The organism is Mycobacterium sp. Root135 (assembly GCF_001426545.1).
In the GTDB taxonomy this organism is placed as follows: Bacteria; Actinomycetota; Actinomycetes; order Mycobacteriales; family Mycobacteriaceae; genus Mycobacterium.
In genome coordinates this window covers 640562-663923 of sequence record NZ_LMEZ01000005.1, presented here as the reverse complement: position 1 = coordinate 663923, position 23362 = coordinate 640562, and the positions used below count along the sequence as shown (strand labels likewise).

Sequence of the window (23362 nt, the reverse complement as noted above, 5' to 3'; positions counted from 1 at the left end):
CCAGCCCGTCAGAAACGCCACAGCGCCTCCTGGGTGGTGCTGGCAATCAGCGCGCCGGAGCCCGAGTACATCGACCCGACGACGAGGCCGCGGGAGTCACTGTTGTTCAGCGGCTTGACCTCGTAGCGGTGCCAGTCGTGCGGCACGAACGGGCGGTGGAACCACACCGCGTGGTCCAGGCTGGCCGCGAAGCCGGCCCCGAGGTCCGCCGGAGCGGCGCGCGGCCGCGCCACCGGAACCGGCCCGAAGTCGGACATGAACGTCAGGGTGCAGGCCTGGACCAGCGCCGAATCCTCGATGCGGTCCCTGGTACGGATCCAGAACGGAGGCACCGCGAAGGGCGAGTCGTCGTCGGGCCTGGTCCGCAGCTCGAAGCGGTCGGCGAAGCCCACGTCGTGCACCTTGGGCACGGCCGCCTCGAATTCGAGGCCCGGCGGCGTCGCGGGATGCCAGTCGGCGCCGGTCTCGGGCCGGTGGAACGACGCAATCATCTCGAGGATGGTCTTTCCGTTCTGCACGGCGGTGACCTGCCGGGTGTCGAACGAGCGGCCGTCCCTGGTCCGGACGACGTCCAGTTCGACGTCGACGCCGTACTCCCCGCCGCGCACGAAGTACAGGTGCAGCGACTGCGGGTGCTTGTCGGGCTCGACGGTGGCCCCCGCCGCGGCCAGCGACTGGGCGGCGATCAACCCGCCGAAGAGGCGGGTGCCCGGACCGGCAGGCGGTTGCGGAGCGGTGAACACGTCGCCGTCACGCTCGAAGTCCAGCAGTCGGGCGATCCAGCTGGGTCGGTCGGGCTTGACACCTGTCATGGGTTGGTCAGCGTAGCGGGCCGCCGTGTCCGGGATCCCCGGCGTACCGGTCGAGCACGATGACGTAGGCCGCGACGACGGCCAACGGCGCCACCAACGGGGCCCACGGAAGGGCGAGCGGAACGGTCGCGCCGAGCACGGTCACGGCGGACAGACCAAGCGCGGCCAGCACCGTCGGCACCGTCAGGGCCGACGCGACATCCGTACCGTCGGCGTGCCGGACCACGAGGTACGCGACGCCCGCCAGGCCTGCGATCGCCGCGACCACCGGCGACGGCTCCGAGAGGGCCAGCGCCCCGACGACGGCCACCACCGCGACGGTCGCCGCCAGCCGAATCGCCAAGCCCGCCAACAGTGCGGTCACGGCCACCGCCGCCAGGACGAGCGCGGGCCCGCTGCTTGCCAGGGTGGCCGCGGCGACCATCAGCAGTCCAAATGCCAAGGACAGCAGGCGAGTCACGTCATCTCCTCGCCGTTGCCCGCTTGCGGCGCCTCGGTACCAGACCCATCACCTGGTCGAGGGTGCCGTCGGTCGACCATCCGACCACGTCGACGCCGATGGTCCGCATGTCCCGGTACATGAAAGCCCTTTGCATCGACCACATCCGGGCGATCAGCGGGTCGTCCAGATCTTCGAAGGGCGCACCGTCGAGGACGTCGACTGCCACCACGACGTGGCCCCGGCGACAGAGGTCGATCAGAGCAAGGGCGAAGTCGGTGTCCAGCAGGGTCGAGAACGCCACGACGACCGCACCCGGCGGCATCGCCGCGCGCGGCGCCAGCGTGCCGGGGGTGGTTTCGTGCCCGTCCCCCGCGCCGAGGATCGCGTCGAGGACGCGGTAGAACTGGCGACGGCCGATGTCTGCACTCAGCCAACGGGTTCGACCGCCAAGGGCCACGACGCCGGCCCGGTCGCCGTTGCGCAGCGCGCTCTGCACCACCTGCACGGCGCCACGCATCGTGCGTTCGGCGGCTGCGGTGGCGGGTCCCGGCGGCTGGTCGTAACCGTCGACGAGCACGACGACGTCGGTGGCCCGCTCACTCAGCCGCTCGGTGACGTGAAGGCTGCCGCGGCGCGCGCTGACCGGCCAGTTGACGGTGCGCAACTGGTCGCCGGGGACGTACGCCCGGATACCGCCGAATTCGACACCCCTGCCGACGTGCCGGGTGAGGTGGGTTCCGAGGCGGTCGAGCAGTTCGGTCCGCGGCAGTGCGGTGGATTGCGCTGATGCGACGGGAAATACGAACATCTCGGCGACCGTCACGGACCCGGCTGAGGGCGATCCGGTGAGCAGGCCGCCCTTCCCGGTCACGCGCACCCGGACGGTCACCGGGTATCGGCCCCACCGAGGCGCCGACGTCACGATCTCCAACCGCCCAGACGGCAGGCGGGTCACCTCGAGGACTGCGCCGTCGGCCACCTCGACCGTCAGGTCGTCGGCGTTCCCCCACACCTCGAGTCGGACCCGTTCGTTCTCGAAGCAGCGCACCAGGCCCGGCTCGGCGTGCACCTGAACCGTCGGCAGCGGGCGCTGCCACCGCAGGGACACCAGCACACCGATCAGCGGGGCGGCGAACACCACGAGCTGCCACCGCGACCCGATTAGGGCCACCGCCAGCGCCACCGCCGCGCACGACGCGAGCGACAGCGTCAGTGGCGATGCCCGCCAACGCAATTCGACGTCGACCGAACGCGTCTCGATCACGTCGTCCCGCGGGTCCTCGGCACCGGCAGCCGACGCAGCAGTTCCTCCACCACGTCGGAAGTGCGCACCTGCCGGACCCACATCTCGGGGCGCAAGCTGATCCGGTGCGCCATGGCGGGCACGGCCAACGCCTTGACGTCCTCGGGGATCACGTAGTCCCGGCCAAGGAGCAGCGCCCTGGCGCGGGCCAGCTGGACGAGGTCCAATTCGGCGCGCGGGCTCGCGCCGACCGCCACCTGGGGGTGCTGGCGGCTGGCCGTCGCCAGCGACACCACGTACTGCAGCACGTCGTCGTGCACCGTCACCTGTTCGACCGACTCGCGCATGGCGAGAAGGTCTGTTGCGTCCACGATTTGGGCCACGGCAGGCTCGGCCGATCCGCGGTCCAGCCGGCGCCGCAGCATCGCGGCCTCGTCCCGCTCGGTCAGATAGCGTAGCTCCAACCGGATGGTGAACCTGTCGAGCTGCGCCTCCGGCAGCGGATAGGTGCCCTCGTATTCGATCGGGTTGTCGGTGGCCAGCACGATGAAGGGGTCGGGAAGGTGGTGGGTGATCCCGTCGACGCTCACCTGACGTTCGGCCATCGCCTCCAGCAGCGCGGCTTGTGTCTTGGGCGGCGTGCGGTTGATCTCGTCGGCCAGCAGGAGGTTGCTGAAGATCGGGCCGGGGCGGAACTCGAACCGCCCCGACTGCATATCGTAGATCGTCGACCCCAGCAGGTCGGCAGGCAGCAGGTCGGGCGTGAACTGCACCCGGGTGAACTCCAGCCCGAGCGCCGCGGCGAAGCACCGTGCGATCAGCGTCTTGCCAAGGCCGGGAAGGTCTTCGATGAGGACGTGCCCACGCGCCAGCAGCGCCGTCTGGATGAGTGTCAGCGCGGGCCGTCGGCCGACGACGACGCGCTGGATCTCGTCGAGCACCGCCTCGCAGCGGGCGGCGGTGGTGGTCACCGGCAAGCTCATATTCCCTCCAGTCGCCGCAGCACGTCGTCGAGCACCGCTCGGCCCGGTCCGGGTTCGTCGACGCCGGTGCGGGACACGTTGTCGGGATCCACCCACACCCACAGCTGCTCACCGAAGAGCGCAACGGCGGTAGCCCGAAAGACCCTCGGGTCCTTGCCCTTTCGTGCACCGGTGGCCAGTTCGAACTGCCGCGCGAGCATGGGCCGCAGATACTTGTCCCAGTCCGAGCGGGTGGAGTCGGCGCGGGCGATCATGATCTCGGTCTTGGACCGCCAGCGGCGCAACGTCTCGGCCGGGTCGCGGGCGCGGGAGTCGTCGAATGCCGAGCCTGCGTCGCGCACCACCAACCAGCGCACCGTCAGCAGCGCGATCGTTGCGGCGGCCGCCCCCATCCACAGCGCGACGTGCCGGTCGGGATGCACCAACGCCAGCAGCTGCACACCGAGGACCACCACGATCGCGATGACCCCGATCCTCCTCACGCCCGGCTCCGCAGCTCGCCCAACACCTGGGTGAGGACCGCGACCGCCGCGTCGCGATGGCCCTCGTTCATGACGTGCGGGCTGAAGCGGGCCTCCTCGAAGAGGTCGACCAGCTGGGTGGCGCTGTCGGGGGCCAGGGCGTGATGGTCGACGGCGCGGGCGAGCACCTCCGATGCGGTGTCGAAGTCGCGCGGCGCGGCGTCGGGCAGCAGCGACAGCTGCCGTTCCATGGCGGCATAGCACGCGATGATCGCCTTGCGCGGCTCCCTGCTGAGGTCCTCGACCTCGGCGAGTCCGACTTCGGCTGCGAGAGCGAGGGATTGGGATCCGGCGGCGGCGGACGGATCGGAGTGGTCGGGAGCGCTCGCTGGCAGGGGACCACGTCGGCGCGCGGCGACGATCGTTCCGACCACCAGCACGACGACGAAGACCGCCGTCGCGGCGTAGAAGTAACCAAGCAAGTCCGTCCCCTGGTCGGGTGGCAGCGTCGGGGTCGGCGGGGTCCCACCCGCATCCGAGGCGGGCCGGGCGGCGTCGGTCGCGGTCGGCGTCGCACCCACGCCGTCGGCGTCGTCGTCCCCAGGACCCGGGCCCAGCCGACTCAACAGCGTCGACAGCAGAAGCCAGCCGAGGATCACCCCGAACGCGATCAGCGCGATCCGCCACGTCGGGCGGCCCCGGTCGCCACGGGACCAGTCCGGTCTGCTCGCCACCCGGGCCGGGGTCGCGGTGCGGTTCCGCAACCTGGCGACGACCGCAACCGCGACGACGGCGACCGAGGCCATCAGCAGCCCGACGACCACGGCCGACACGAACGGATTGTCCGACGACGGCCGGCGGGGGCCGAGTTCAGCCCCGGGGACGTATCCCCGCAGGGCGGCCGCGGCCACGAAGAGGAGCGTGACCAGCACGGTCACGGGAGCAATGCTGGGTGTCCTCCGCGCAGGCGGCACGTCTCCGACGCTACAAGAACCCGACCGGCGCGCGCGGCGTTGCGCGAAGAACGTCAGACAGGCGTTCGCATTCGGCTCAGGGCCGGATGACGGCGACGGCGAAGCCGTCCCACCCCTTGGTGCCGACGGTCTGGATCGCGGCAGTGTCCAGACGGGGGTGCTCACCCATCATCGCGAACATGTCGCGCACGGCCTGGGCCTGCCGGTCGTCGGGCGCGGGGTCGAGCACCCGGCCGAAGCGGGCGACGTTGTCGACCACGAGCAGCGCCCCTGGGGTGGCCAACTCGACCGCCCAGTTCACGTACGCCACGTTGTTCTCCTTGTCCGCGTCGACGAAGAACATGTCGAAGCGCTCACCCCGCTCGGCGAGCGTCGGCAGCGTGTCCAGGGCGGCGCCGACGAGGATCTCCACGCGGTCGTCGACCCCGGCGGCGGCCAGGTTCCCCCGAGCCACCTCGGCATGCCGCGGTTCGTACTCCAGTGTGACGACGCGACCGGTCTCTCCGACGCCGCGGGCGAGGGCGATCGTGCTGTACCCGGCGAGGGTGCCGATCTCGAGCACGCTAGTGGCGTGGGAGATGGTCGCCAGCAGCGTCAGCAACTTGGCATGCTGAGCGGACACTTCGATGGCGGGCATGCCTGCGGCGACGGCACTTTCGCGTGCGGCTGCCAGCACCGCGTCCTCGGTGTGCAACAACTCGCCGTACATCGCATCGAGGGCCCGTGGGTCCGGTTCGTCCATGCCTGGCTACCGTACGCCTTCCCTCGCGTACGTCACCCGCAGCACGTGCCCCACCTCCGGGCCCATCACCGTCTCGGCCAACTCGCAGAAGGCGGCGACGAAGTCGGGTCCGTGCGGAGGTTCGCATCGGCACAGGTGATGGGCCACCTCGTGCAGGACCACCAATTCCCGCAGCGCCCACGTGCTCTGCCGGTCGGGCACCGCGATCGTCGCGACCCCGCCGTCGTACTCGTAGTGCGCGGCGGTGACCCCGCGGCGGGCGCGCACCGACAGCGGTTCGGCGGCAGGCCATCGCGACCGCACCGGCGGCAGGGCCAGCACGTCGGCGACGTAGTCCCGCACCGAGTCCGTCGAGGCGAACCGCGCCTCCGGCGGCAGGGTCAGCTGGGCACCGAAGAAGTCGACGGCCCTGGTCCCCCGTTCCGCAGCACGGTCGAACAACGTCCGCACGAACTGTTCGGCGGCGTAGACCTTGGAGCGCTGAGTGTCGCGCGGCACCTACCGACCCAAGGGCTTTCGCGCCCCAGAGAGCTCGGTGCTCGGCCCGAGCCTGGCGCGTCGACCCGCCCTGTCCCCGGCCCGTCGAGCGTCCGACGAATAGCCCGCCGATGCGCTGCTGGCACGCCAGGTTCCGCGCGCCTTCGACGCCGCGCGGTAGAAGCTCTTCAGCTCGATGTCCTTGTTGCGCAACGCCACTGCCGTTCCCGGCTGCTGATCTCGGCCGGTGGTGGCGGACTGCCTTGCCTCCTCGCGTGCCTCGGCCAGCCGCTGCCCGACGCGGCCACCGAACGCCAGGTGAAAGTTCAGCCGGGCGGTGATGGTCGGGGTCGGCCGGTGTTCACCCGTCGCGATGTAGGCATCCGAGGCCTTCACCATCTGCACCACCAGGCTGGCGTACAACGCATGCGTGGCGTCGATGTCCTCGGCGAATCCGTAGGCGTAGACGAACGTCGAGTTGGACGCGACGTCGCACTTCACGTCGTTGGCCAAGGCGATCGCGACGAACAGTTGGACGTAGGTGCGCAGGCCCTTGCTGCCCGCCTCCCCGATGGTGATGGTGCGTTGAATCGGCGCCTGTGCCGCGGTGCGCGTCGCCGAATGCGCCCTGGCAACGGCCAGGTCGATCGACGTGGTGGTCGCGAGCCGCTGCGCGGCCGACATGAACGCCTCGGCTTCATGCGGGTTCTCGGTGTTCTCGGCTTGGCGCAGGAGGGCTGCGATGCGCGCCAGCATCTTGTCGTCAGTCATGCGCGATCCCGCTCCGCTTCTCGCTTGTCGTCATGGCATCAAGCTATGGGACCAGTACGACTTTTCCGCGGGCGTGACCGGTCTGCAGATACCGGTGCGCCTCGGCCGCCTCTGCGAGCGGAAACACCCGGTCGACGGTCACTTCCAGCTGTCCCTGCGCCGCCAGTTCGACGAGTTCGGGCCGGGCGGCGTCGCGGATCGCCTGGCCGCCTTCTGCCCCGGTCAGGACCGCTATTCCGAGTTCGCCCGCCCGTGCGAATCCGGCGATGGTGGCGATCCGGGAGCGGTCTGCGACGAGCTCGACCGACGTGTCGAGGGCTTCGTCGGTGCCGACCAGGTCGAGCGCCGCGTCGACCGACCCGATCGCGCGGACGCGGTCGGCGAGGCCGTCGCCGTACGCGACGGGTTCCGCACCGTATTTCCGCAGCTGGTCGTGCCGGGCGGGGCTCGCGGTGGCGATGACCCGAGCTCCACGGGCGACCGCGAGCTGCACCGCCATCAACCCGACTCCGCCACTGGCTCCGTGGATGAGCACGGTGTCGCCCGTCCCCACCCGCGTGTTGGCCAACAGGTGCCACGCCGTCGCGCCGGCCAAGACCAGACCCGCGGCTTGCTCGAAGCTCAGGTTCTGGGGCTTGCGGCCCACGTCAGCGGCGTTCGCGACGACCTGGTCGGCGTAGCCATTGTTGATGTTCGTGACGATCACCTCGTCGCCGACTGTCAGAGGCCCGGTGTATCCGGTGGCGCCGGGCGTGATTGCCGCGACGACGCCTGCCAGCTCCGACCCGACCGCAAGGGGCAACCTCGCCGGGTCGTCGCCCATGTCGCCGCTGTACACCTTGTAGTCGAACGGGTTGGTGCCCGCCGCGCGGACGTCGACCAGAACCTGCCCCTCGGCGAGGTCGGGAAGCTCGATGTCTTGCAGCGCAAGGACTTCCGGCCCGCCATAGGCTTGGGCAACAACGGTTCTCGTCATCGTCGAAGTCTAGCGACTACTTGCCGACGAAGCCGTCGAGGCCGGCCACCAGCTGGGGCGACAGCGGATCCTTCTTCGAATAGTTGCCGACGTTGTCGGTCGGGTCGTCGCGCAGCACGTGGTTGACGCCCTTGAGCCGCACCACGGTCAGCGCGGTGTGGGCGAGCGCGTCGAACAACGGCTGCTCGGCGGGGCAACTCGCCTGGCTGTCGGCGTCCGAGCAGGTGGCCAGCACCGGCATGCCCGCAGGCAGGGCCGCCGCCGACACCAGCGGGTCGATCAGGTCGGCCTCGACGACCGCGCCCACGTTCTGAGGATTGAGGATCGCGCCGAGCCCCTCGGGCAATTTGCCGGGCGCGGTGCGCGTGGTCCGCGCCTGCACGACGGTGGCGTCCCACGTCGTCAACACCGCGTCGGCCTGCTCGCGCGTCTTGGCGCCCGCCGCGACGTCCGCGTCAAGACCGGTCCGCACGCGTCCGGTGATGATGTCGAGGTAGCGACCCGCCAGCGGCGCAAAGAGCCCGAGCGAGTGGATCTTCGGTGCGTCCGGAGCCTTGTCGTTGGCCAGGGACATCGCGTGGACGGTGCCCTCGCCGAGGGCGTAGACCGAAAGGCGCGCCTTGTCAGTGCCCGGCAGGCCCGCAAGGTGGCGGACGGCGGCCTTGGCCCCCAGGTCGTAGACCGCACTGCCAACCTCGGCGGGCCGAAGCGCGTACGGGCCAAGGCCTGTCTTGCCGGTGCCCACCTTGTCGTAGCGCAGGGTGCTGATTCCCTTGCCGGACAAGTACTCCGCCAGCTGCCGCATGTTGCCGACCGGTCCGGCCACGGCGTTGTCGCCGTTGCGGTCGGTGTTCCCGCTCTCGGAGATCAGCAGGGCCGCGGGCCCGGGTGGGGCGTCGACCAGGTGCCGGTAGGTGCCGTAGATGGTCAGCCCGTCGGCGGTGAAGCTGACGTCGTCCTCGACCCAGCCCTGTCGCGGCGGCGGGGCCGCGGCGTCACCGTCGGAGGAGCAGCCCGCGACCAGGAACAGCGCGGCCAGCACGGCCAGGATCCTCTTCACAGTCGGACCTCGATCCAGGACACCACGTCGTCGAGTACCACCGCTTGCTCGGGCTCGTTGAAGACTTCGTGGTACAGCTCGGGATACACCTTCAGGTTGACGTCAGTGGAGCCGACGCACTCGACGAGTCGGCGGCTGCCTGCGACCGGGATCAGCTTGTCCTGACCGCCGTGCACGACGAGCAGCGGAGCCGTCAGCGACGCCGCGCGCTGCGGCATGGTCTCGCCGACGCCGATCAGCGCCTTGGCGATCCCCGCGGGCAACTTGCCGTGGTGCACCAGCGGGTCGGCCTCGTAGGCGGCGACGACCTGGGGGTCGCGGGACACCGCGGCGGCCGGAAGCTCCTCCACCGGCAGTCCGGGCAGGACGCTGCCGAGCACCTTGGCCACGACGGTCATCACCGGCGACACCTCGTCCTGGGCGTAGACCGCGGGACCGGACAGCACCATCAGGGCGTAGTCGTCGGGATGCTCGACGCCGTAGGTGAAGACGACGCCGCCGCCCATGCTGTGGCCGAGCACGACGCGCTTGAGCCCAGGATCGGCGGCCGTGGCGATGCCGACCAGGTGGTGGAAGTCGTCGGCGTACTCGTCGATGTCCTTCAGGTAGACGCGCTTGCCGCCGGAGCGGCCGTGTCCGCGCAGGTCGAGGGCGTAGGTGAGGAGCCCGCCTTCGCCGAAGCGCTGCGCGACGTGGTCGTAGCGGCGGGCGTGTTCGCCGAATCCGTGGCACAGGATCACCACGCCGAGCGGCTCGACGTTGGGCGTCCATACGTCGTAGACGATCTTCGTGCCGCCGACACCGTCGAAGCTGCGTTCGCTGCGGGTTGTGGCCATCAGGGGAGACTAGCGGGCCAGGCTGAACGGTTCAGACGACGACGGTGTCGCTCGTCACACCCCTTGAGTAGGCTCGGGTTCGTGAGTGTGCTTGCCGAAACATTCGACTCCAAGGACGCCTTCCTCGCCGACGCCCAGCGGTACCGGCGGGAGCTGCTGGCCCACTGCTACCGCATGACGGGATCACTCCACGACGCCGAGGACTTGGTGCAGGAGACGTACCTTCGGGCGTGGAAGTCCTACGACGGCTTCGAGGGCCGCTCGTCGATTCGCACCTGGCTTTACCGGATCGCCACCAACACGTGCCTCACCGCGCTCGACGGGCGTCAGCGTCGACCGTTGCCGAGTGGTCTCGGCGCTCCCAACTCCGACCCGACCGCCGACATCGCCCAGCATCCCGAGGTCACCTGGCTGCAGCCGCTGCCGGATGTCCCCGACGAGCATCCGTCGGATCCGTCGGTCATCGTGGCATCGCGTGATTCGGTGCGGCTGGCGTTCATCGCTGCGCTACAACATCTTTCGGCCCGCCAACGCGCCGTCCTGCTGCTCCGCGAGGTGTTGCAGTGGAAGGCCGCCGAGGTCGGCGAGGCGATCGGCGCGTCCACCGCGGCGGTCAACAGCCTTCTTCAGCGGGCTCGGGCGCAGCTCGACGAGATTCAGCCGAGCCAGGACGACGACATCGCCGCGCCGGAGTCGCCGGAAGCCCAGGAGATGCTGGCGAAGTACGTCCACGCCTTCGAGACCTACGACATGGATCAGCTGGTGAAGCTGTTCACCGAGGACGCGATCTTCGAGATGCCGCCCTTCGACGGCTGGTATCGGGGTCCGGCGGACATCGTCACCCTGTCGACGGTGCACTGCCCCGCGCAGGGCGCAGGGGACATGCGCTTCGTCAGCACCACCGCCAACGGTCAGCCCGCGGCGGCGCTGTACATGCTCAACCCCGAGACGGGCGCCCACGAGGCCTTTCAACTGCACGTGCTGAGCGTGCAAGCCGGTGGGGTGTCACACGTGGTGGCGTTCCACGCACAGGACGGCGACCTGTTCGAGAAGTTCGGACTGGCCCCCACGCTGTAGGCGGTCAGCCCGCCGGAATCACCGGCAGCGTGATGCTCGACGGATGCGCTGCGTCGTGCAGGATCGTCTGCGTGGCCACCACCGTGTTCGCGCTCTGGCCGAACGGCTCACCGGTGTTGGGGTTCGGCGCGAACTGCGGGTAGTCGCTGCTGGAGATCTCCACCCTGATCCGGTCCCCGGCGCGGTATTGGTAACTGGTGGGCCAGATCTGGATCCGATACCGGGTCGGCTGGTTGGGTGGCACCGGCGTCGGGTTGGACAGTGAATCTCGGAAGGACGTCCGCAGGATGCCGTCGTTGAGGTTGACGACCTCGCCGTCGGGCTTGACCACCGTCAGCTTGGCGGTGAAATCGGTGTCGGGAGCCGACGATTGGGCCCACAGGTCGACCGTCGCGGCCCCCGTCACCTCGGTGTCCCCCGGCAACGGCGGGCTGCTGTAGACCAGGACGTCGGATCGCTGTTCGACCGGGGTCTGGTCGTAGGGTCCCTGCGGTCCGGACTGCGCTCCACAGCAGGAGTGCCCACCCAGACTGGGCGCGGGGAAGCGCGGGTCGTAGGTGTAGACGTCCGGCGCGTCGGCGGCCGGCGGCGCGTCCACCAGTTGGCCCGTGCGGTCCGAGCCACCGGCCCCGGACAGGTAGTACGTCGCCGGACGGGTTTGCGGCAGCGGCCAATTCGTCGCCGTCTTCCAGACGTTGGCGCCCATCAGGAAGTAGTCGACCCGGGGCGCGCCACCGATGCCGTTGGACGTGCCCTTCAGGAAGTGGTCGTACCACTCGAGCATCAGCTCGTTGATCGGGCTGTTCGCGACCGCGCCGATCGACTTCAGCATCGGAGCGGGTTCCGAGCCGGGTCGACCCCAGTCGACGTGGTCCCACGGGCCGATGATCAGGCGCTGGTTCGCGCGGGCGTCGGCGGTCGCGCCGTGGGCCACCATCCCCGCGAAGTTCTCAACGCCGCCGGCGAGGAAGGCGTCATACCAGCCCTCGAAGTGCATCACCGGCACGGTCACCGCCGGGTAGCGGTCGCGGATGCTGACCCGCTTCCAGAAGTCGTCCCTCGTCGAATGCCGGATCCAGTCGAAGTACCAGGGCGCCACCGCGGGGTTTCCCGGCTGCATCGGCGGCAGGTCCTTGAACGGCCGGAAGTCCAGCCATCGGGTGGGATCCCTTACCGCAGAGGCAAGTTCGTGCACGGTTGTCTGGTCGCCGCGGTTCTGTGCGGCGGTGGTGGCGATGGCCTCCATGGCCCACGGCAGCACGAAGGCGAGCCGGAACTCACCGCCCTCGTAGGTCCAGCCGTCGTAGTAGTCCGACGCGGTGTTCGCAGGCACGATCGTGACGAGGTGCGGCGGTGCGGTGACGGCGGCCAGCCACTGCGTCGCGCCGACGTACGACGAGCCGTACATGCCGACCTTGCCGTTCGACCCCGGTAGGGCGGCCGCCCATTCGACGGAGTCGTACCCGTCGGCCTGGTCGTGGGTGAACTCGCTGAAGGTGCCGCCGGATGCGCCCTGGCCGCGGATGTCCTGCACCACGACGAGGTAACAGTGCGAGGCGAACCAGTCCGGTGGCTGATATCGGGTGCCGGCCTGGGCGCCGTCCTTGCCGTACTGCGTGCGCATCAGGATCACTGGCACGGCGTCGGACGTCTTGGGCCGGTAGACGTCGGCGCGCAGCACGGTGCCGTCGCGCATCGTGGCGGGCACGTCGGGTTGCTTGGTCACCTCGCACGGCCCGCGTCCGGGATCGGGGGGCCACGGGCCTGCGGTGGTGCTCGCATCCTGCGAGCAGCCGCCGAGCACCAGGGTCACGGCCGTGGCGACGGCGGCCAAGCGAACCGCGACGGAGGGCACCAGACAACGCTAGCCCCGAATCCTGGGACCACCCGCCGAACGTGGACTTCCTTCACGCCATCGTCGAGAACGCGTGGAGGAAGTCCACATTCGGCGGATAGGGAGCGGCTACTTCGGGGGCATCCTGATGCCGCCGTCGACGCGAACCACCTCGGCGTTCATGTACGAGTTGGTGATCAGCTCGACCACCATCGACGCCAGCTCGTCGGGCTTGCCGAGGCGGTGCGGGAACAGCACCGACTGGCCAAGCTTGGCCTTGAACGCCTCCGAGTCCGGGCCCTCGCCGTAGATCGGGGTGTCGATCAGGCCGGGGGCGACGGTGTTGACGCGGATGCCGACGGCCGACAGGTCGCGGGCCACCGGAAGGGTCAGGCCAACGACGCCACCCTTGGACGACGAGTAGGCGGCCTGGCCGATCTGACCGTCGAACGCCGCGACGCTGGTCATGTTCACGATCGCGCCGCGCTCGCCGGTCTCGGTGGGCTCGTTGCGGCTCATCGCCGTGGCGGCCAGCCGGATGCAGTCGAAGGTGCCGACCAAGTTGATCGCGAGCACCTTCTTGTACACGTCGAGGTTGTGCGCCGAGGAGAACTCGCCGTCCTTGCCGATGGTGCGCTGGGCCCAGCCGATGCCTGCCGAGTTGACCAGGGCGCGCAGCGGGCCGAGGTCCGCGGCGGTGTTGACGGCGTCTTCGATCTGCGCGGTGTCGGTGACGTCGACGCTGACGAAAACGCCGCCGATCTCGTGCGCGAGTTCCTGTCCGCGTTCGGCGTTCAGGTCGGCGACGACGACGCGCGCACCCTTGGCGGCCAGCTGGCGGGCCGAGGCCGCGCCGATGCCCGACGCGCCACCGGTGACGATTGCACTTGCTCCGTTGATGTCCACGCAGGACAGATTAAGCAGACCCTCCGTCCAGCCGTGACAGGACCTGCGAGGTCCAGCTGTCGAGTGCCCGCAGTTCGGCGGCGCTCACGCCGTCGAAGACGACGTCGCGGACGAACTCGACGTGCGCAGGCGCGGCGGTCTGCAGCGCGGTCCGACCGGCGTCGGTCAGCTCGACGGTGGCGCCTCGTCGGTCGTCGTCGGCGCCGCGACGGTCGACGAGTCCCCTGGTCCGCATGCGTCTGAGCTGGTGCGACAGCCTGCTCTGCTCCCAGCCGAGGCGCTCCCCGAGTTCGTTGACCCGGCACACCGCGAGTTCGTCGAGCGCGACGAGCACGTCGTAGTCGGCGAGTGAGAGTCCGCAGTCGCGCTGCAGCTGTCGGTTCATCTCCACCTGTAGTCGAGCGCTCATCGACAGGTAGTTACGCCACGCCCGCTGCTGCTCCTCGGAAAGCCACATGGAATATATGACACATCATCTAAGTTGTCCTGTCCAGTGCCGGCCACCTAGGCTGGCGACGACGCCCGAGGAGCTCTTCATGACCACGACCGACATCGTCGACGTCCGACGCGCACAGGATCGCTCCGCCACCAAGATCTCCTGGCTGGACTCCAAGCATTCCTTCTCGTTCGGCGGGAACTACGACCCGAACAACACCCACCACGGCCTGCTGCTGGTCAACAACGACGACGTCGTCAAGCCCGGCAGGGGTTTTGACACCCACCCGCACCGAGACATGGAGATCGTCACCTGGGTGCTGCGCGGATCGCTGGTGCACCAGGACTCCACCGGCCACTCGGGTGTGATCTATCCCGGTCTGGCGCAACGGATGTCGGCCGGTCGAGGCATCCTGCACTCCGAGAAGAACGACTCGTGGACGCTCACCGGCGACGCCACGCACGCCGACCCCGTCCACTTCGTCCAGATGTGGGTGGTGCCCGACGAATCCGGCATCACGCCCGGCTACCAGCAGCTCGAGATCGACGACGAGGCGCTGCGCGGCAAGTTGGTGACCATCGCCTCCGGCATGCCCGAGTACGCCGACGACGCCGCGATCACCATAAGCAACAAGTACGCAGCCCTTCGCGGCGCGCGGCTGGAGCCCGGCGACACCGTCGAGTTGCCGCAGGCCCCGTACCTGCATTTGTTCGTCCCCCGGGGCGAGGTCGTACTCGAGGGCGCGGGCCCACTGCACGAAGGCGACGCCGTGCGCTTCACGGCATCGGGCGGCCAGCGGATCACCGCGACCGAACCGTCGGAGATCCTGGTCTGGGAGATGCATGCGAGTTTGTCTGCGGCATAAGGCTTTTGCTCTAGTCGGCGTCCTACTGCTGGCGGGGTGCTCCACGAGCGCCCCGCCGGCGTCGGAGACCACCACCACCGGGAGCCAGGCGCCCAGCGCAGCCGGTCTCGACGAGGTGACGGTTCAGGTCTCCGGCGATCTCGCCGCCGAGCCATTCGACGAACCGCGAAAGGCCTTGGTGCCCAAGGGCTGGACGATGTCGGTCTGGGCTAGGGTGCCCAAGCCGCGGTTGGCGGTCTGGGCGCCGGACGGCGCCCTGCTGGTCTCGCTGCCCAGCGCCGGGCAGGTGATCCGGATCGAACCCTCGGGGTTGGGCCCGCAGATGCAACTCCTCGTCAACGGCATGAATCAGCCCCACGGCCTGGCCTTCCAGGGCTCCACGCTCTTCATCGCCGAAAGCGATCAGGTCGACGCCTTCGCCTACGCCGACGGCAAGGCCACGCCCGAACGCACCGTCGCGGCTGATCTTCCCGACGCGAAGAGCCCCGACCTCCGCGGCGCCTACTCTCACGCGCTGAAGAGCGTCGCCGTGGGACCCGATGGTGCCGTGTACTTTTCGATCGGATCGACCGGAAACATCTCCGCCGAGGACCGCGCCGCCAACCCCCAGCGGGCCACCGTGATGCGGGTTCCGCCTGGCGGTGGGCCCTACGCGCCGTTCGCGACCGGCGTCCGCAACGGCACCGGACTGGCCGTCGCACCCGACGGCGCCGTGTGGACCGCGGTCAACAACCGCGACAACGTGGAGGTGCCCGACCAAGGTCCGTCCTACGGCCAGGTGGTGCCCGACTACGTCAACGACCATCCCCCGGAATCCCTCGCCAAGCTGACCCCGGGCCGTGAATTGGGTTGGCCATATTGCAATCCCAACGGCGGTCCGGCCAACCTGCCGCTCATCCGCGACGTGCAGACCAACGCCGACGGGTCGAAGCTCGACTGCGCGACGCTGCCGCCCATCGAGCAGAGCATGGGCGCACACTCGGCGCCGCTCGGAATGGCCTTCGTCGACGGCGTCCTGCCGGCGCCGTACGACAAGGGGGCGTTGGTCGGCGTACACGGTTCGTGGAACCGGCAACCACCGCGGGCACCCGAGGTGTCCTTCTTCCCCTGGCAGAACGGCACCCTCGGCAACCAACAGACGCTCGTCGGCGGGTTCCAGGCCGCGGACGGGACGCGGTGGGGCCGGCCCGTCGCCGCAGTGGTCGGACCCGACGGCGCCGTCTACGTCACCGACGACGCGGCCGACGCCATCTACCGGGTCGCGCCCCCCGGTCGCTGAGACGTTGCCCTGAAGGTCGCCGGCAAACCCACCAGAGGCGTGCCGGCAAACGGTCGTTGCCGAATCGTGTCGGTGACGTGACCAAAGCCGACTGTGGGTCGGCTGTGATTGCTAGTACGTGCCCTCGAGCAGGTCGTGGCAATCATCCGATGGGGGCTCTCCGTGCCTGGTACCGCAGTCAACCTCCGTCGTCTCGTCGCCTCGGCGACGACCGCGGCGCTAGCTGCGGTCCTGGCGACCATGGGTACCGCCCCCACCGCGCGGGCCGCTGACGGGCGCGAACTGCTCGCGAGCGCCATCGCGAACACGCGGGGCTCCTACCTGGTCTACAACTTCGGTGGCAACAACCCCGCTCCGATGCTCAACGCCGCGGGCAGCCGGTATGAGGTGGGCAGCGGCGGCCGGCTGATGATCATCAAGTCGGCATCCCAGCGGCTGACGCCCCGGCTACTCGTCGATTCCCATCGCGGCTATCAGGCCCGCTGCGAATCGACGCCTGGCGCCCGCACCAGCGAGGGCCTGCTGCAAGCCTCGGAGACCTTCACCCCCATCCAGGCGTGGCAGGCGCTCGGCAAACCGACGATCGCGATCAACGCCAACTTCTTCGACGTGCGCGGCCAACGGGGTGGCTCCTGGAAGTCGACCGGCTGCAGCTCGCCGCTTGGGGCGTACTTCGACAACACCCGCGGCGGCGGGCCTGCCAACGCCGCGGTCACCGGGACCCTGGCCTACGCGGGCAAGCAGGCGCTCTCCGGCGGCGACGAGGTGTGGACCGCGTTGACGACGATGATCCTGCCCGTCGGCGGCGCCCCGTTCGTCGTGCCACCCCGCGCGGCCGACGACTACGACGCGGCCACCCCGGTCGTCAAGGATCTGGTGGACAAGGGCACCCGCTTCGTCGCCGTCAGCGGGCTGGGGCTGTTGGCACCTGGGGCCACCGGCCAGCTGAACGACCCCGGTCCCAGCGCCGCCCGCACGGCCATCGCCTACGCCAGGGATCGCGACGAGATGTACGTCTTCCAGGGTGGCAGCTACACGCCCGACCAGATCCAGGATCTGTTCCGCGGACTGGGCAGCGACACCGCCATCCTGCTCGACGGCGGCGGCTCGTCGGCGGTCGTGTTGCGCCGGGACAGCGGCGGCATGTGGGCGGGCGCAGGGGTTCCCAAGGGCTCGTGCGACACGATGGCCGTGCTGTGCGACTCCCGCGAGCGTGCCCTGCCGAGCTGGCTCGCCTTCAGCTGATCAGTGGCAGCCGCAGGAGTTGCGGCGCCGGAAGTCGGTGGGAAACCGCACCGTCTCGGCGGGACGGTCGGGCTCGGCGATCCGGCGCAGCAGCAAGTCGACGCTGGCGACGCCGATCTCCTCGGCGCGTTGCGCGGCGCAGGTCAAGCGCGGGAGAAACAGGTCGGCCCAGGGAAAGTCGTCGAAGACGCCCAGGGCGATTCCCTCCGGCGGGACGATTCCGCGGGTGCGCAGCGCCTGCATGATCCCGATCGTCATCCGGTTGTTGCCGGAGAACAGAGCCGTCGGCGGATCGTCGAGATCCAGCAAGCGGTGGGTGGCCCGCTCGGCCAGCTTCTCGTCGGAATGGCCCGGCTCGATCAACGCGCGGTCATGGGGCAGGCCCGCGGCGTCGAGCGCGGCCCGGTACCCGGCGATGCGTTCCTCGGTCGTCGAACTCCCCGCTTGGCCGGACACCATCCCGACCCGGCGATGGCCATGCTCGATCAGGTGCCTGACGACTTCGACTGTGGCGTCGTGGTTTTCGGTTCCCGCGAAGTCGTACCCGTCGGCCCCACCACTGGTGTCGAAGCGGTCGACGAAGACGGTGGGCACGGATCGTTCCTGGAGGAACTCCACGGCCCGGCTCGGATCCGCCGACGGCTGCAACAACAAGCCGTCGACCTTGTGGGTCCCCAGGTTGAGCACCGCCCGGTATTCCAGCTCCGCCTCGTCGCGGTGGTCAGCCAGCAGCAAGCTGTATCCGCTTGCGACCGTTGCCCTTTCGATGGAGGTGACGACTTCGTTGAAATACGGGTTCATCACCGCCGACATGACGAGTCCGAAGGTCTGGGTGCGCCCCGAGCGCAGCGACGCCGCCGCCGAATTGCTGACGTAGCCCAGGGTGGCAACCGCGTCCTCCACGCGCTCGCGGGTGGGGACGCTGACGAATCGGGTGCCGTTCAGGACGTGTGACACGGTCGCGACCGACACCCCGGCGAGCCGTGCGACGTCCTTGATGGTGGACAGGCGAACTTCTCCCCTCAGCCCCGAGTCGGGGGACACCGCACGGCATCCCCCGACTCGACTCGTTAGCCGCTGCTCGGACCGATCAGAACGGGAAGTCCTTCACGTTCTCGGGGGTGACGATGGTCGGCTCGCCCAGCAGCACCGTGCCGTTCTCGCCGACGGTGAACTTGCCGAGGCCGTCGACCTCGTAGGACGTGCCTTCCTTCGGCTCGATCTTGCACCGGGCGTACTGCTCCGCGGTGGCGAAGGTCAGCGTGCCGAGGTTCTGCACGTTCCACCACACGTCCTGCACGTTGCCGGTGTCGATGTACTGCTTGACCAGCGTCACCGGTCCGAGGCCGGAGATCTTCACGCGACCCAGGTCACCGCTCTGCGACAGCGCCTCGGCAGCGGCGGGCAGGCCGATGCCCGCGGGGACGATGATGCCCTTGAGGTTCGGGTACGCCTGGACGAGTTCCTTGGCCTTCTGCGCGTTGACGTCGGCCTTCTCCTCGCCGTACGCCACCGTGACGAGCTTCATCTTGGAGTACTTGGCGTCGTTGGCCAGCTTGTCCTTGATGCTGGCGATCCACGCGTTCTGGTTGACCGCCGTCTGGGTGGAGGACAGGATCGCGAACTCGCCCTCGCCGCCGATCATGTCGGACAGCGACGCCAGCATCTGGTCACCGATCTTGCTGGTGTCGGCCTGGTTCAGGAAGAACGCGCGGGAGTCTGGCGCGACGTCGGAGTCCCAGGAGATGACCTTGATGCCCGCCTGCTTCGCCTTGGCCAAGGCGGCCGACGCACTGTTCAGGTCGCTGCCGGAGATCGCGATGACGTCGACGCCCTGGGAGATCAACTGGTTGACGAAGGGGATCTGCGCCGCGCCGGTCGCGTCGCTTGGCGAGGTGTAGATGACCGTCGACCCGTCCTTGGCGGCGGCGGCCTCGACGGCCTTCTGCACCGTCACCATGTAGGGGTCGGTGCCCAGCTTGGGAATGAGGCCGATCTTGATCGGGCCCTCGACGCACTTGCCTGCGGCGTTGTTCGCGCCGCTCTCGCCGGATCCGCCGCCGTCGGAAGCACAGGAGGTCAGCGAGAGCGTCAGCATTGCCGTCGCTCCAACCGCCAGGGTGAGGGCCGATCGATTCATGGGGAGTCCTTTCAAGGGGTGAGTACGGCGGCCACGGGTCGTGGCAACCGGCTGTCGAGGTGTGCGGGGATGACGCGGGGTCACGTGGTGTCGGCCCCCAGCTGAGAGGCGGGGCGGCGACGCTCGCGGACGGCGCCGAAGAAGCGTTGCGAGAGGTTGGTGACCAGCAACGACGCGATCAGCACGCCGCCGACCGCGATGCCCTGGGTGTAGCCGCTGACGTTCATCAGCTGCAGTGATTTGCGGAGCGCCAGAATCAGGATGCTGGCGAGTACGACGCCGGTGATCCGTCCCTTGCCGCCGAGCACGCTGACCCCGGCCAGGAACACGACCGTGATCACGTCGAGCTCGAGGCCCTGAGCGCCGTCCGGCGCGACCTGGCTGGTGATGCCCATGTAGATCATCCCGGCCAGGCCGGACACCACACCGGAGACGACGAAGAGGATGAACCGGATGCGCGCGACGCGAATGCCGCTGTAGCGGGCGGTTTCCGGGTTGCCGCCGATGGCGTAGATGCGCCGTCCGACGGTGCTGCGGTGCAGGACGATTCCGAAGACCACGGCGAGCACCAGGAAGGGCACGATCGCCCAGGGGACCACGAAGCCGGGAATGTTGTCGTTGCCGAGCACGGTGAAGAATTCCGGGAGCGGCGAGATGGGCGTCCCCCCGAGGAGGACATAACACAGCCCGCGGAACAGGGCCAGGGTCCCGAGCGTCACCAGCAGGGCGGGCAGTCCCATCACTGCGACGAAGAAGCCGTTGACCGCACCGCAGAGCAGGCCCGTGACCAGGGCCGCCACGATGACCACCGGAACCGACTGTCCCGCTTCGATGGCCAGACCCGCGGCGACGGAGGAGAGTCCGGCGATGCTCGCCACGGAGATGTCGATGTCGCGAACGATCACCAGCAGCGCCAGCGGCAGCGCCATCAACGCCGCGGGGGCGAAGGTGGCCAGACCGGTGGAGATGCTGAACGGCCTGGTGAAGCCCGGCACCAGGGTCGCGGCGACCAGCAGGACCACGACGACCAGGACGAGGAGGATGAATTCCCAGGACCGGAGTTTGGCCGTGACGGTGCCCCACATCAGCGTGCTCCTCGGGTGCCGCGTCGCGAGAGCAGCGTGTCGATCAAGACGGTGAGCAGGATCGCGCCACCGAAGAAGGCCTGCAGGTAGGACGGATTGATCCTGGCGACCGTGATGGCGTTCTGGATGATGATCAGCGTGACGGTGCCGAGCAGGACGCCGAGGACGGTCCCGGCGCCGCCCCGCAGGGAGACCCCGCCGACCACGACCGAGGCGACGAGCGTGAGCTCCAACCCGTAGGCGAGCTGGCCGTCGACGGTGGCGAAGTGGGACGCCCACATCGCTCCCGCGAACCCGGCCAGCGTGCCGGAGATGACGAAGGCGGCGAACGTGCGCGCCTGGGTCTTGATGCCGATCAGGTCGGCGCCGGCCGGATTCGAGCCGGTGGCGTAGATGTCGCGGCCAAAACGCGTGGTGCGCAGGAAGATTGCGAACAGGACGAACAGCGCCAGCCCGATGTACACCAGAAGCGAGACGCCGAAGAGCCGCCCCGCCGTCCACGCCAGCCAGCCGGGCGGGACCATGCCCGACGAGATCTGTCGGCCGTTGGACAGGATGGCGTCGATCCCGCGGAAGATCGCCAGTGTTCCGAGCGTGACGACGATGGACGGCACCCGGCCGTAGGCGACGATCACACCGTTGAACGCACCGCACGCGACCCCGACCCCGACGGCGATGAGGATTCCGACGACGACGGGTGCGTCCGGCTGGGAACTCATGAACCAGGCCGCGACGTAGGCGGACAATCCGATGACCGAACCTTGGGAGAGGTCGATGTTGCGGGTCAGCATCACCACCATCTGACCGAGGCACGCCACTCCGTAGAGAGCGGTCGTCACGCCGAGGTCGCCAATGTTGGATGGGCTGACCAGGTTTGGGTTGATGAACCCCAGCGGCACCAGGATCGCGATCACCGCGGCGAGCAGTCCGACCTCGCGCCTGGCGACGACCTTGCGCCACCCCGACCGCCGGCCCTCGCCGACGCTCACCACCTCGGATTCCTCACGGGCCTTGATGACCTCGAGGTCGGCGCTGGAGGTGGCACCGACTTCCCGCCCAGAGTCGAGCAGACCCGTTGCCGCCAAACCGATGTCGATCTGGTTGGCGTGCTCGGCGTCGAACTCCGCGGTGATCTTGCCCTGGTGCATCACGTAGATCCGGTCGCAGGTACCCAGCAGCTCGGGCATGTCCGACGAGATCATCAGGATGGCCAGACCCTGCTGCGCCAACTCGGCGATGATGTGGTGGACCTCGGCCTTGGCCTGGATGTCGACGCCCTGGGTGGGCTCGTCGAGGATGAGCAACCGCGGGTTGGTCGCCAGCCACTTGGCCAGCACCACCTTCTGCTGATTGCCGCCGGACAGGTTGCCGATGGGCTGGGCGTAGCTCCTGAACTTGAGCTGCATGCGCTGCAACGGGCCGTCCACCAGCGCGAATTCGGCGCGGTGCCGGATCAGACCGAAGCGCGACGCCTGGTCGATGACGGGCAGGGTGGCGTTGTCGAGAATCGAGAAGTCCTCAACGATGCTCTGTCCGCGGCGGTCCTCCGAGACGTAGGCGATGCCGTGCGCGAGGGCGGCCGCGGGCGACCCGATCCGCACCACTTGCCCGTCCAGTTCGATCTCGCCGGCGGCGGGCTTGTCGATGCCGAAGACGGCCCGGGCGACTTCGGTGCGTCCCGCGCCGACGAGGCCGGCCAGGCCGACGATCTCACCGGCGCGCACGTCGAGGCTGATGTCCGAGAAGTGGCCCGTGACACCGAGATTGGACAGTTTGAGGACGACTTCGCCGATGGTTGCGGTCTTGGACGGATAGATGTCGGTCAGCTCGCGGCCGACCATCAGCTCGACGATCCGGTGCTGGTCGACGTCGGCAGTGACCAGGTCGGCGACCCACCGACCGTCCCGCATCACCGTGACCCGATCGGAGATGGCCACGATCTCTTCGAGGCGGTGGCCGACGAAGAGCATGGCCACGCCACGCTCCTTGAGGTCTTCGATGACCGAGAACAGCCGCTGCGTCTCACCGATCGTCAGCGACGCGGTGGGTTCGTCGAGGATCAGGATGGTGGCGTCGAAGGCCAGCGCCTTCGCAATCTCCACCAACTGCTGTTCGGAGGTGTTCAGCTCGCCGGTGGTCATCGCCGGGTCGACCCGCAGGCCGAGGACCTCCAGCCACCGGCGTGCCTCCTGGCTCATCCTGGCGTGGTCCAGCAGACCGAAGCGATTGGTGAGAGGCCTTCCGGCGTAGACGTTCTCGTAGATCGGCAGGTCGGGGAACAACCCAGGGTGCTGGTGAACGACGGCGATGCCGAGGTGCTGCGCGTCGAGCGGCGTGCGCAGGTCGACGTCGACGCCGCCGACCCGGACCACCCCCTCGGTGGGGTGGTAGACCCCGCCAAGCATCTTCACGCAGGTGCTCTTGCCAGCGCCGTTCTCGCCCACCAGGGCCAGCACTTCGCCGGACCTGATCTGCAGGGACACGTCCCGAACGGCGTAGACGCTCTCGAAGCGCTTCGACGCTCCGACGAGCTCGGCTCTGATCCCACCTCGGTCGTCCACGGTCGCACCGCCGCCCACTTCGTGGGCGCGAGAGGTACTACTCACTGGTGATCCCCATCTTCGAACTGACGCCCCGGGGCGTTGTGACTTGTGACACTAGGCCATGAAAACGTTTACGTAAACGTTTTCGTGAGGTTGGTGCCGACGAAACGTTGCG

23 protein-coding genes are annotated in these 23362 nt (G+C 69.0%); 4 read left to right on the top strand and 19 right to left on the bottom strand.

Annotation, left to right across the window (positions count from 1 at the left end; genetic code table 11):
* Positions 1-8: 8 nt before the first annotated feature.
* From ASD37_RS14250 to ASD37_RS14195, 12 genes are all read right to left on the bottom strand, one after another.
* Positions 9-812 (bottom strand): acyl-CoA thioesterase II, encoded by an 804-nt coding sequence (locus ASD37_RS14250; RefSeq protein WP_056551803.1) that lies wholly within the window; start codon positions 810-812, stop codon positions 9-11.
* Between the two features lie 7 nt (positions 813-819).
* The gene (locus ASD37_RS14245; RefSeq protein ID WP_235568297.1) at positions 820-1272 is read right to left on the bottom strand and encodes a hypothetical protein; all 453 of its coding nucleotides are present in this window, start codon (positions 1270-1272) and stop codon (positions 820-822) included.
* A gap of 1 nt (position 1273) precedes the next feature.
* Positions 1274-2518: a DUF58 domain-containing protein gene (locus ASD37_RS14240; RefSeq protein ID WP_056551800.1), complete on the bottom strand. Its 1245-nt coding sequence runs from the start codon at positions 2516-2518 to the stop codon at positions 1274-1276.
* Positions 2515-3480 (bottom strand): MoxR family ATPase, encoded by a 966-nt coding sequence (locus tag ASD37_RS14235; protein ID WP_056551797.1) that lies wholly within the window; start codon positions 3478-3480, stop codon positions 2515-2517. Before ASD37_RS14235 ends, ASD37_RS14240 begins: the two co-directional genes overlap by 4 nt.
* The gene (locus ASD37_RS14230; RefSeq protein WP_056551796.1) at positions 3477-3962 is read right to left on the bottom strand and encodes a hypothetical protein; all 486 of its coding nucleotides are present in this window, start codon (positions 3960-3962) and stop codon (positions 3477-3479) included. Before ASD37_RS14230 ends, ASD37_RS14235 begins: the two co-directional genes overlap by 4 nt.
* The gene (locus tag ASD37_RS14225; protein ID WP_235568295.1) at positions 3959-4879 is read right to left on the bottom strand and encodes a DUF4129 domain-containing protein; all 921 of its coding nucleotides are present in this window, start codon (positions 4877-4879) and stop codon (positions 3959-3961) included. Before ASD37_RS14225 ends, ASD37_RS14230 begins: the two co-directional genes overlap by 4 nt.
* Before the next feature lie 112 nt (positions 4880-4991).
* Positions 4992-5657, bottom strand: coding sequence for an O-methyltransferase (locus tag ASD37_RS14220; protein ID WP_056551793.1), 666 nt, complete (start codon positions 5655-5657; stop codon positions 4992-4994).
* A 6-nt stretch (positions 5658-5663) separates the two neighbouring features.
* On the bottom strand, positions 5664-6155 hold the full coding sequence (locus tag ASD37_RS14215; RefSeq protein WP_056551790.1) for a TIGR04338 family metallohydrolase: 492 nt from the start codon (positions 6153-6155) through the stop codon (positions 5664-5666).
* Positions 6156-6905, bottom strand: a complete 750-nt coding sequence (locus tag ASD37_RS14210; protein ID WP_056551787.1) for a DUF2786 domain-containing protein — start codon at positions 6903-6905, stop codon at positions 6156-6158.
* Between the two features lie 43 nt (positions 6906-6948).
* Positions 6949-7881: an NADP-dependent oxidoreductase gene (locus tag ASD37_RS14205; RefSeq protein WP_056551784.1), complete on the bottom strand. Its 933-nt coding sequence runs from the start codon at positions 7879-7881 to the stop codon at positions 6949-6951.
* Between the two features lie 16 nt (positions 7882-7897).
* A complete protein-coding gene (locus ASD37_RS14200; protein ID WP_056551781.1) occupies positions 7898-8941 on the bottom strand; it encodes a hypothetical protein in 1044 nt (347 codons plus the stop codon).
* Positions 8938-9777: an alpha/beta hydrolase gene (locus tag ASD37_RS14195; RefSeq protein ID WP_056551779.1), complete on the bottom strand. Its 840-nt coding sequence runs from the start codon at positions 9775-9777 to the stop codon at positions 8938-8940. Before ASD37_RS14195 ends, ASD37_RS14200 begins: the two co-directional genes overlap by 4 nt.
* 81 nt (positions 9778-9858) lie before the next feature.
* Between ASD37_RS14195 and ASD37_RS14190 the strand changes: the two genes are divergently transcribed.
* Positions 9859-10854 (top strand): sigma-70 family RNA polymerase sigma factor, encoded by a 996-nt coding sequence (locus ASD37_RS14190; protein ID WP_235568286.1) that lies wholly within the window; start codon positions 9859-9861, stop codon positions 10852-10854.
* 4 nt (positions 10855-10858) lie between these two features.
* Here ASD37_RS14190 and ASD37_RS14185 read toward each other — a convergent pair whose 3' ends face one another.
* The 3 genes from ASD37_RS14185 to ASD37_RS14175 all read right to left on the bottom strand — a co-directional run bounded on the left by ASD37_RS14185 (position 10859) and on the right by ASD37_RS14175 (position 14060).
* Positions 10859-12712, bottom strand: a complete 1854-nt coding sequence (locus ASD37_RS14185) for a CocE/NonD family hydrolase (RefSeq protein WP_370073055.1) — start codon at positions 12710-12712, stop codon at positions 10859-10861.
* Positions 12713-12817: 105 nt separating this feature from the next.
* Positions 12818-13594 carry an SDR family NAD(P)-dependent oxidoreductase gene (locus ASD37_RS14180; protein WP_056551773.1) on the bottom strand — a complete coding sequence of 259 codons (777 nt, stop codon included), beginning with the start codon at positions 13592-13594 and terminating at the stop codon, positions 12818-12820.
* A gap of 10 nt (positions 13595-13604) precedes the next feature.
* Positions 13605-14060: a MarR family winged helix-turn-helix transcriptional regulator gene (locus tag ASD37_RS14175; protein WP_082570137.1), complete on the bottom strand. Its 456-nt coding sequence runs from the start codon at positions 14058-14060 to the stop codon at positions 13605-13607.
* A gap of 70 nt (positions 14061-14130) precedes the next feature.
* Here ASD37_RS14175 and ASD37_RS14170 point away from each other — a divergent pair, with 70 nt between their 5' ends.
* From ASD37_RS14170 to ASD37_RS14160, 3 genes are all read left to right on the top strand, one after another.
* Entirely contained in the window at positions 14131-14895 is a 765-nt protein-coding gene (locus ASD37_RS14170; protein ID WP_056551769.1) for a pirin-like bicupin family protein, read from the top strand.
* The gene (locus ASD37_RS14165) at positions 14873-16174 is read left to right on the top strand and encodes a sorbosone dehydrogenase family protein (RefSeq protein WP_056551768.1); all 1302 of its coding nucleotides are present in this window, start codon (positions 14873-14875) and stop codon (positions 16172-16174) included. Before ASD37_RS14170 ends, ASD37_RS14165 begins: the two co-directional genes overlap by 23 nt.
* A 240-nt stretch (positions 16175-16414) precedes the next feature.
* Entirely contained in the window at positions 16415-17419 is a 1005-nt protein-coding gene (locus ASD37_RS14160; RefSeq protein ID WP_082570192.1) for a phosphodiester glycosidase family protein, read from the top strand.
* On the opposite strand, the gene ASD37_RS14155 is transcribed toward ASD37_RS14160, so the two are convergent.
* The 4 genes from ASD37_RS14155 to ASD37_RS14140 all read right to left on the bottom strand — a co-directional run bounded on the left by ASD37_RS14155 (position 17420) and on the right by ASD37_RS14140 (position 23250).
* Positions 17420-18463 (bottom strand): LacI family DNA-binding transcriptional regulator, encoded by a 1044-nt coding sequence (locus tag ASD37_RS14155; RefSeq protein ID WP_200959899.1) that lies wholly within the window; start codon positions 18461-18463, stop codon positions 17420-17422.
* Positions 18464-18509: 46 nt separating this feature from the next.
* On the bottom strand, positions 18510-19559 hold the full coding sequence (locus ASD37_RS14150; protein WP_082570136.1) for a substrate-binding domain-containing protein: 1050 nt from the start codon (positions 19557-19559) through the stop codon (positions 18510-18512).
* Positions 19560-19639: 80 nt separating this feature from the next.
* Positions 19640-20644: an ABC transporter permease gene (locus tag ASD37_RS14145; RefSeq protein WP_056551764.1), complete on the bottom strand. Its 1005-nt coding sequence runs from the start codon at positions 20642-20644 to the stop codon at positions 19640-19642.
* Positions 20644-23250, bottom strand: coding sequence for an ATP-binding cassette domain-containing protein (locus ASD37_RS14140; protein ID WP_200959898.1), 2607 nt, complete (start codon positions 23248-23250; stop codon positions 20644-20646). Before ASD37_RS14140 ends, ASD37_RS14145 begins: the two co-directional genes overlap by 1 nt.
* Between the last annotated feature and the right edge of the window lie 112 nt (positions 23251-23362).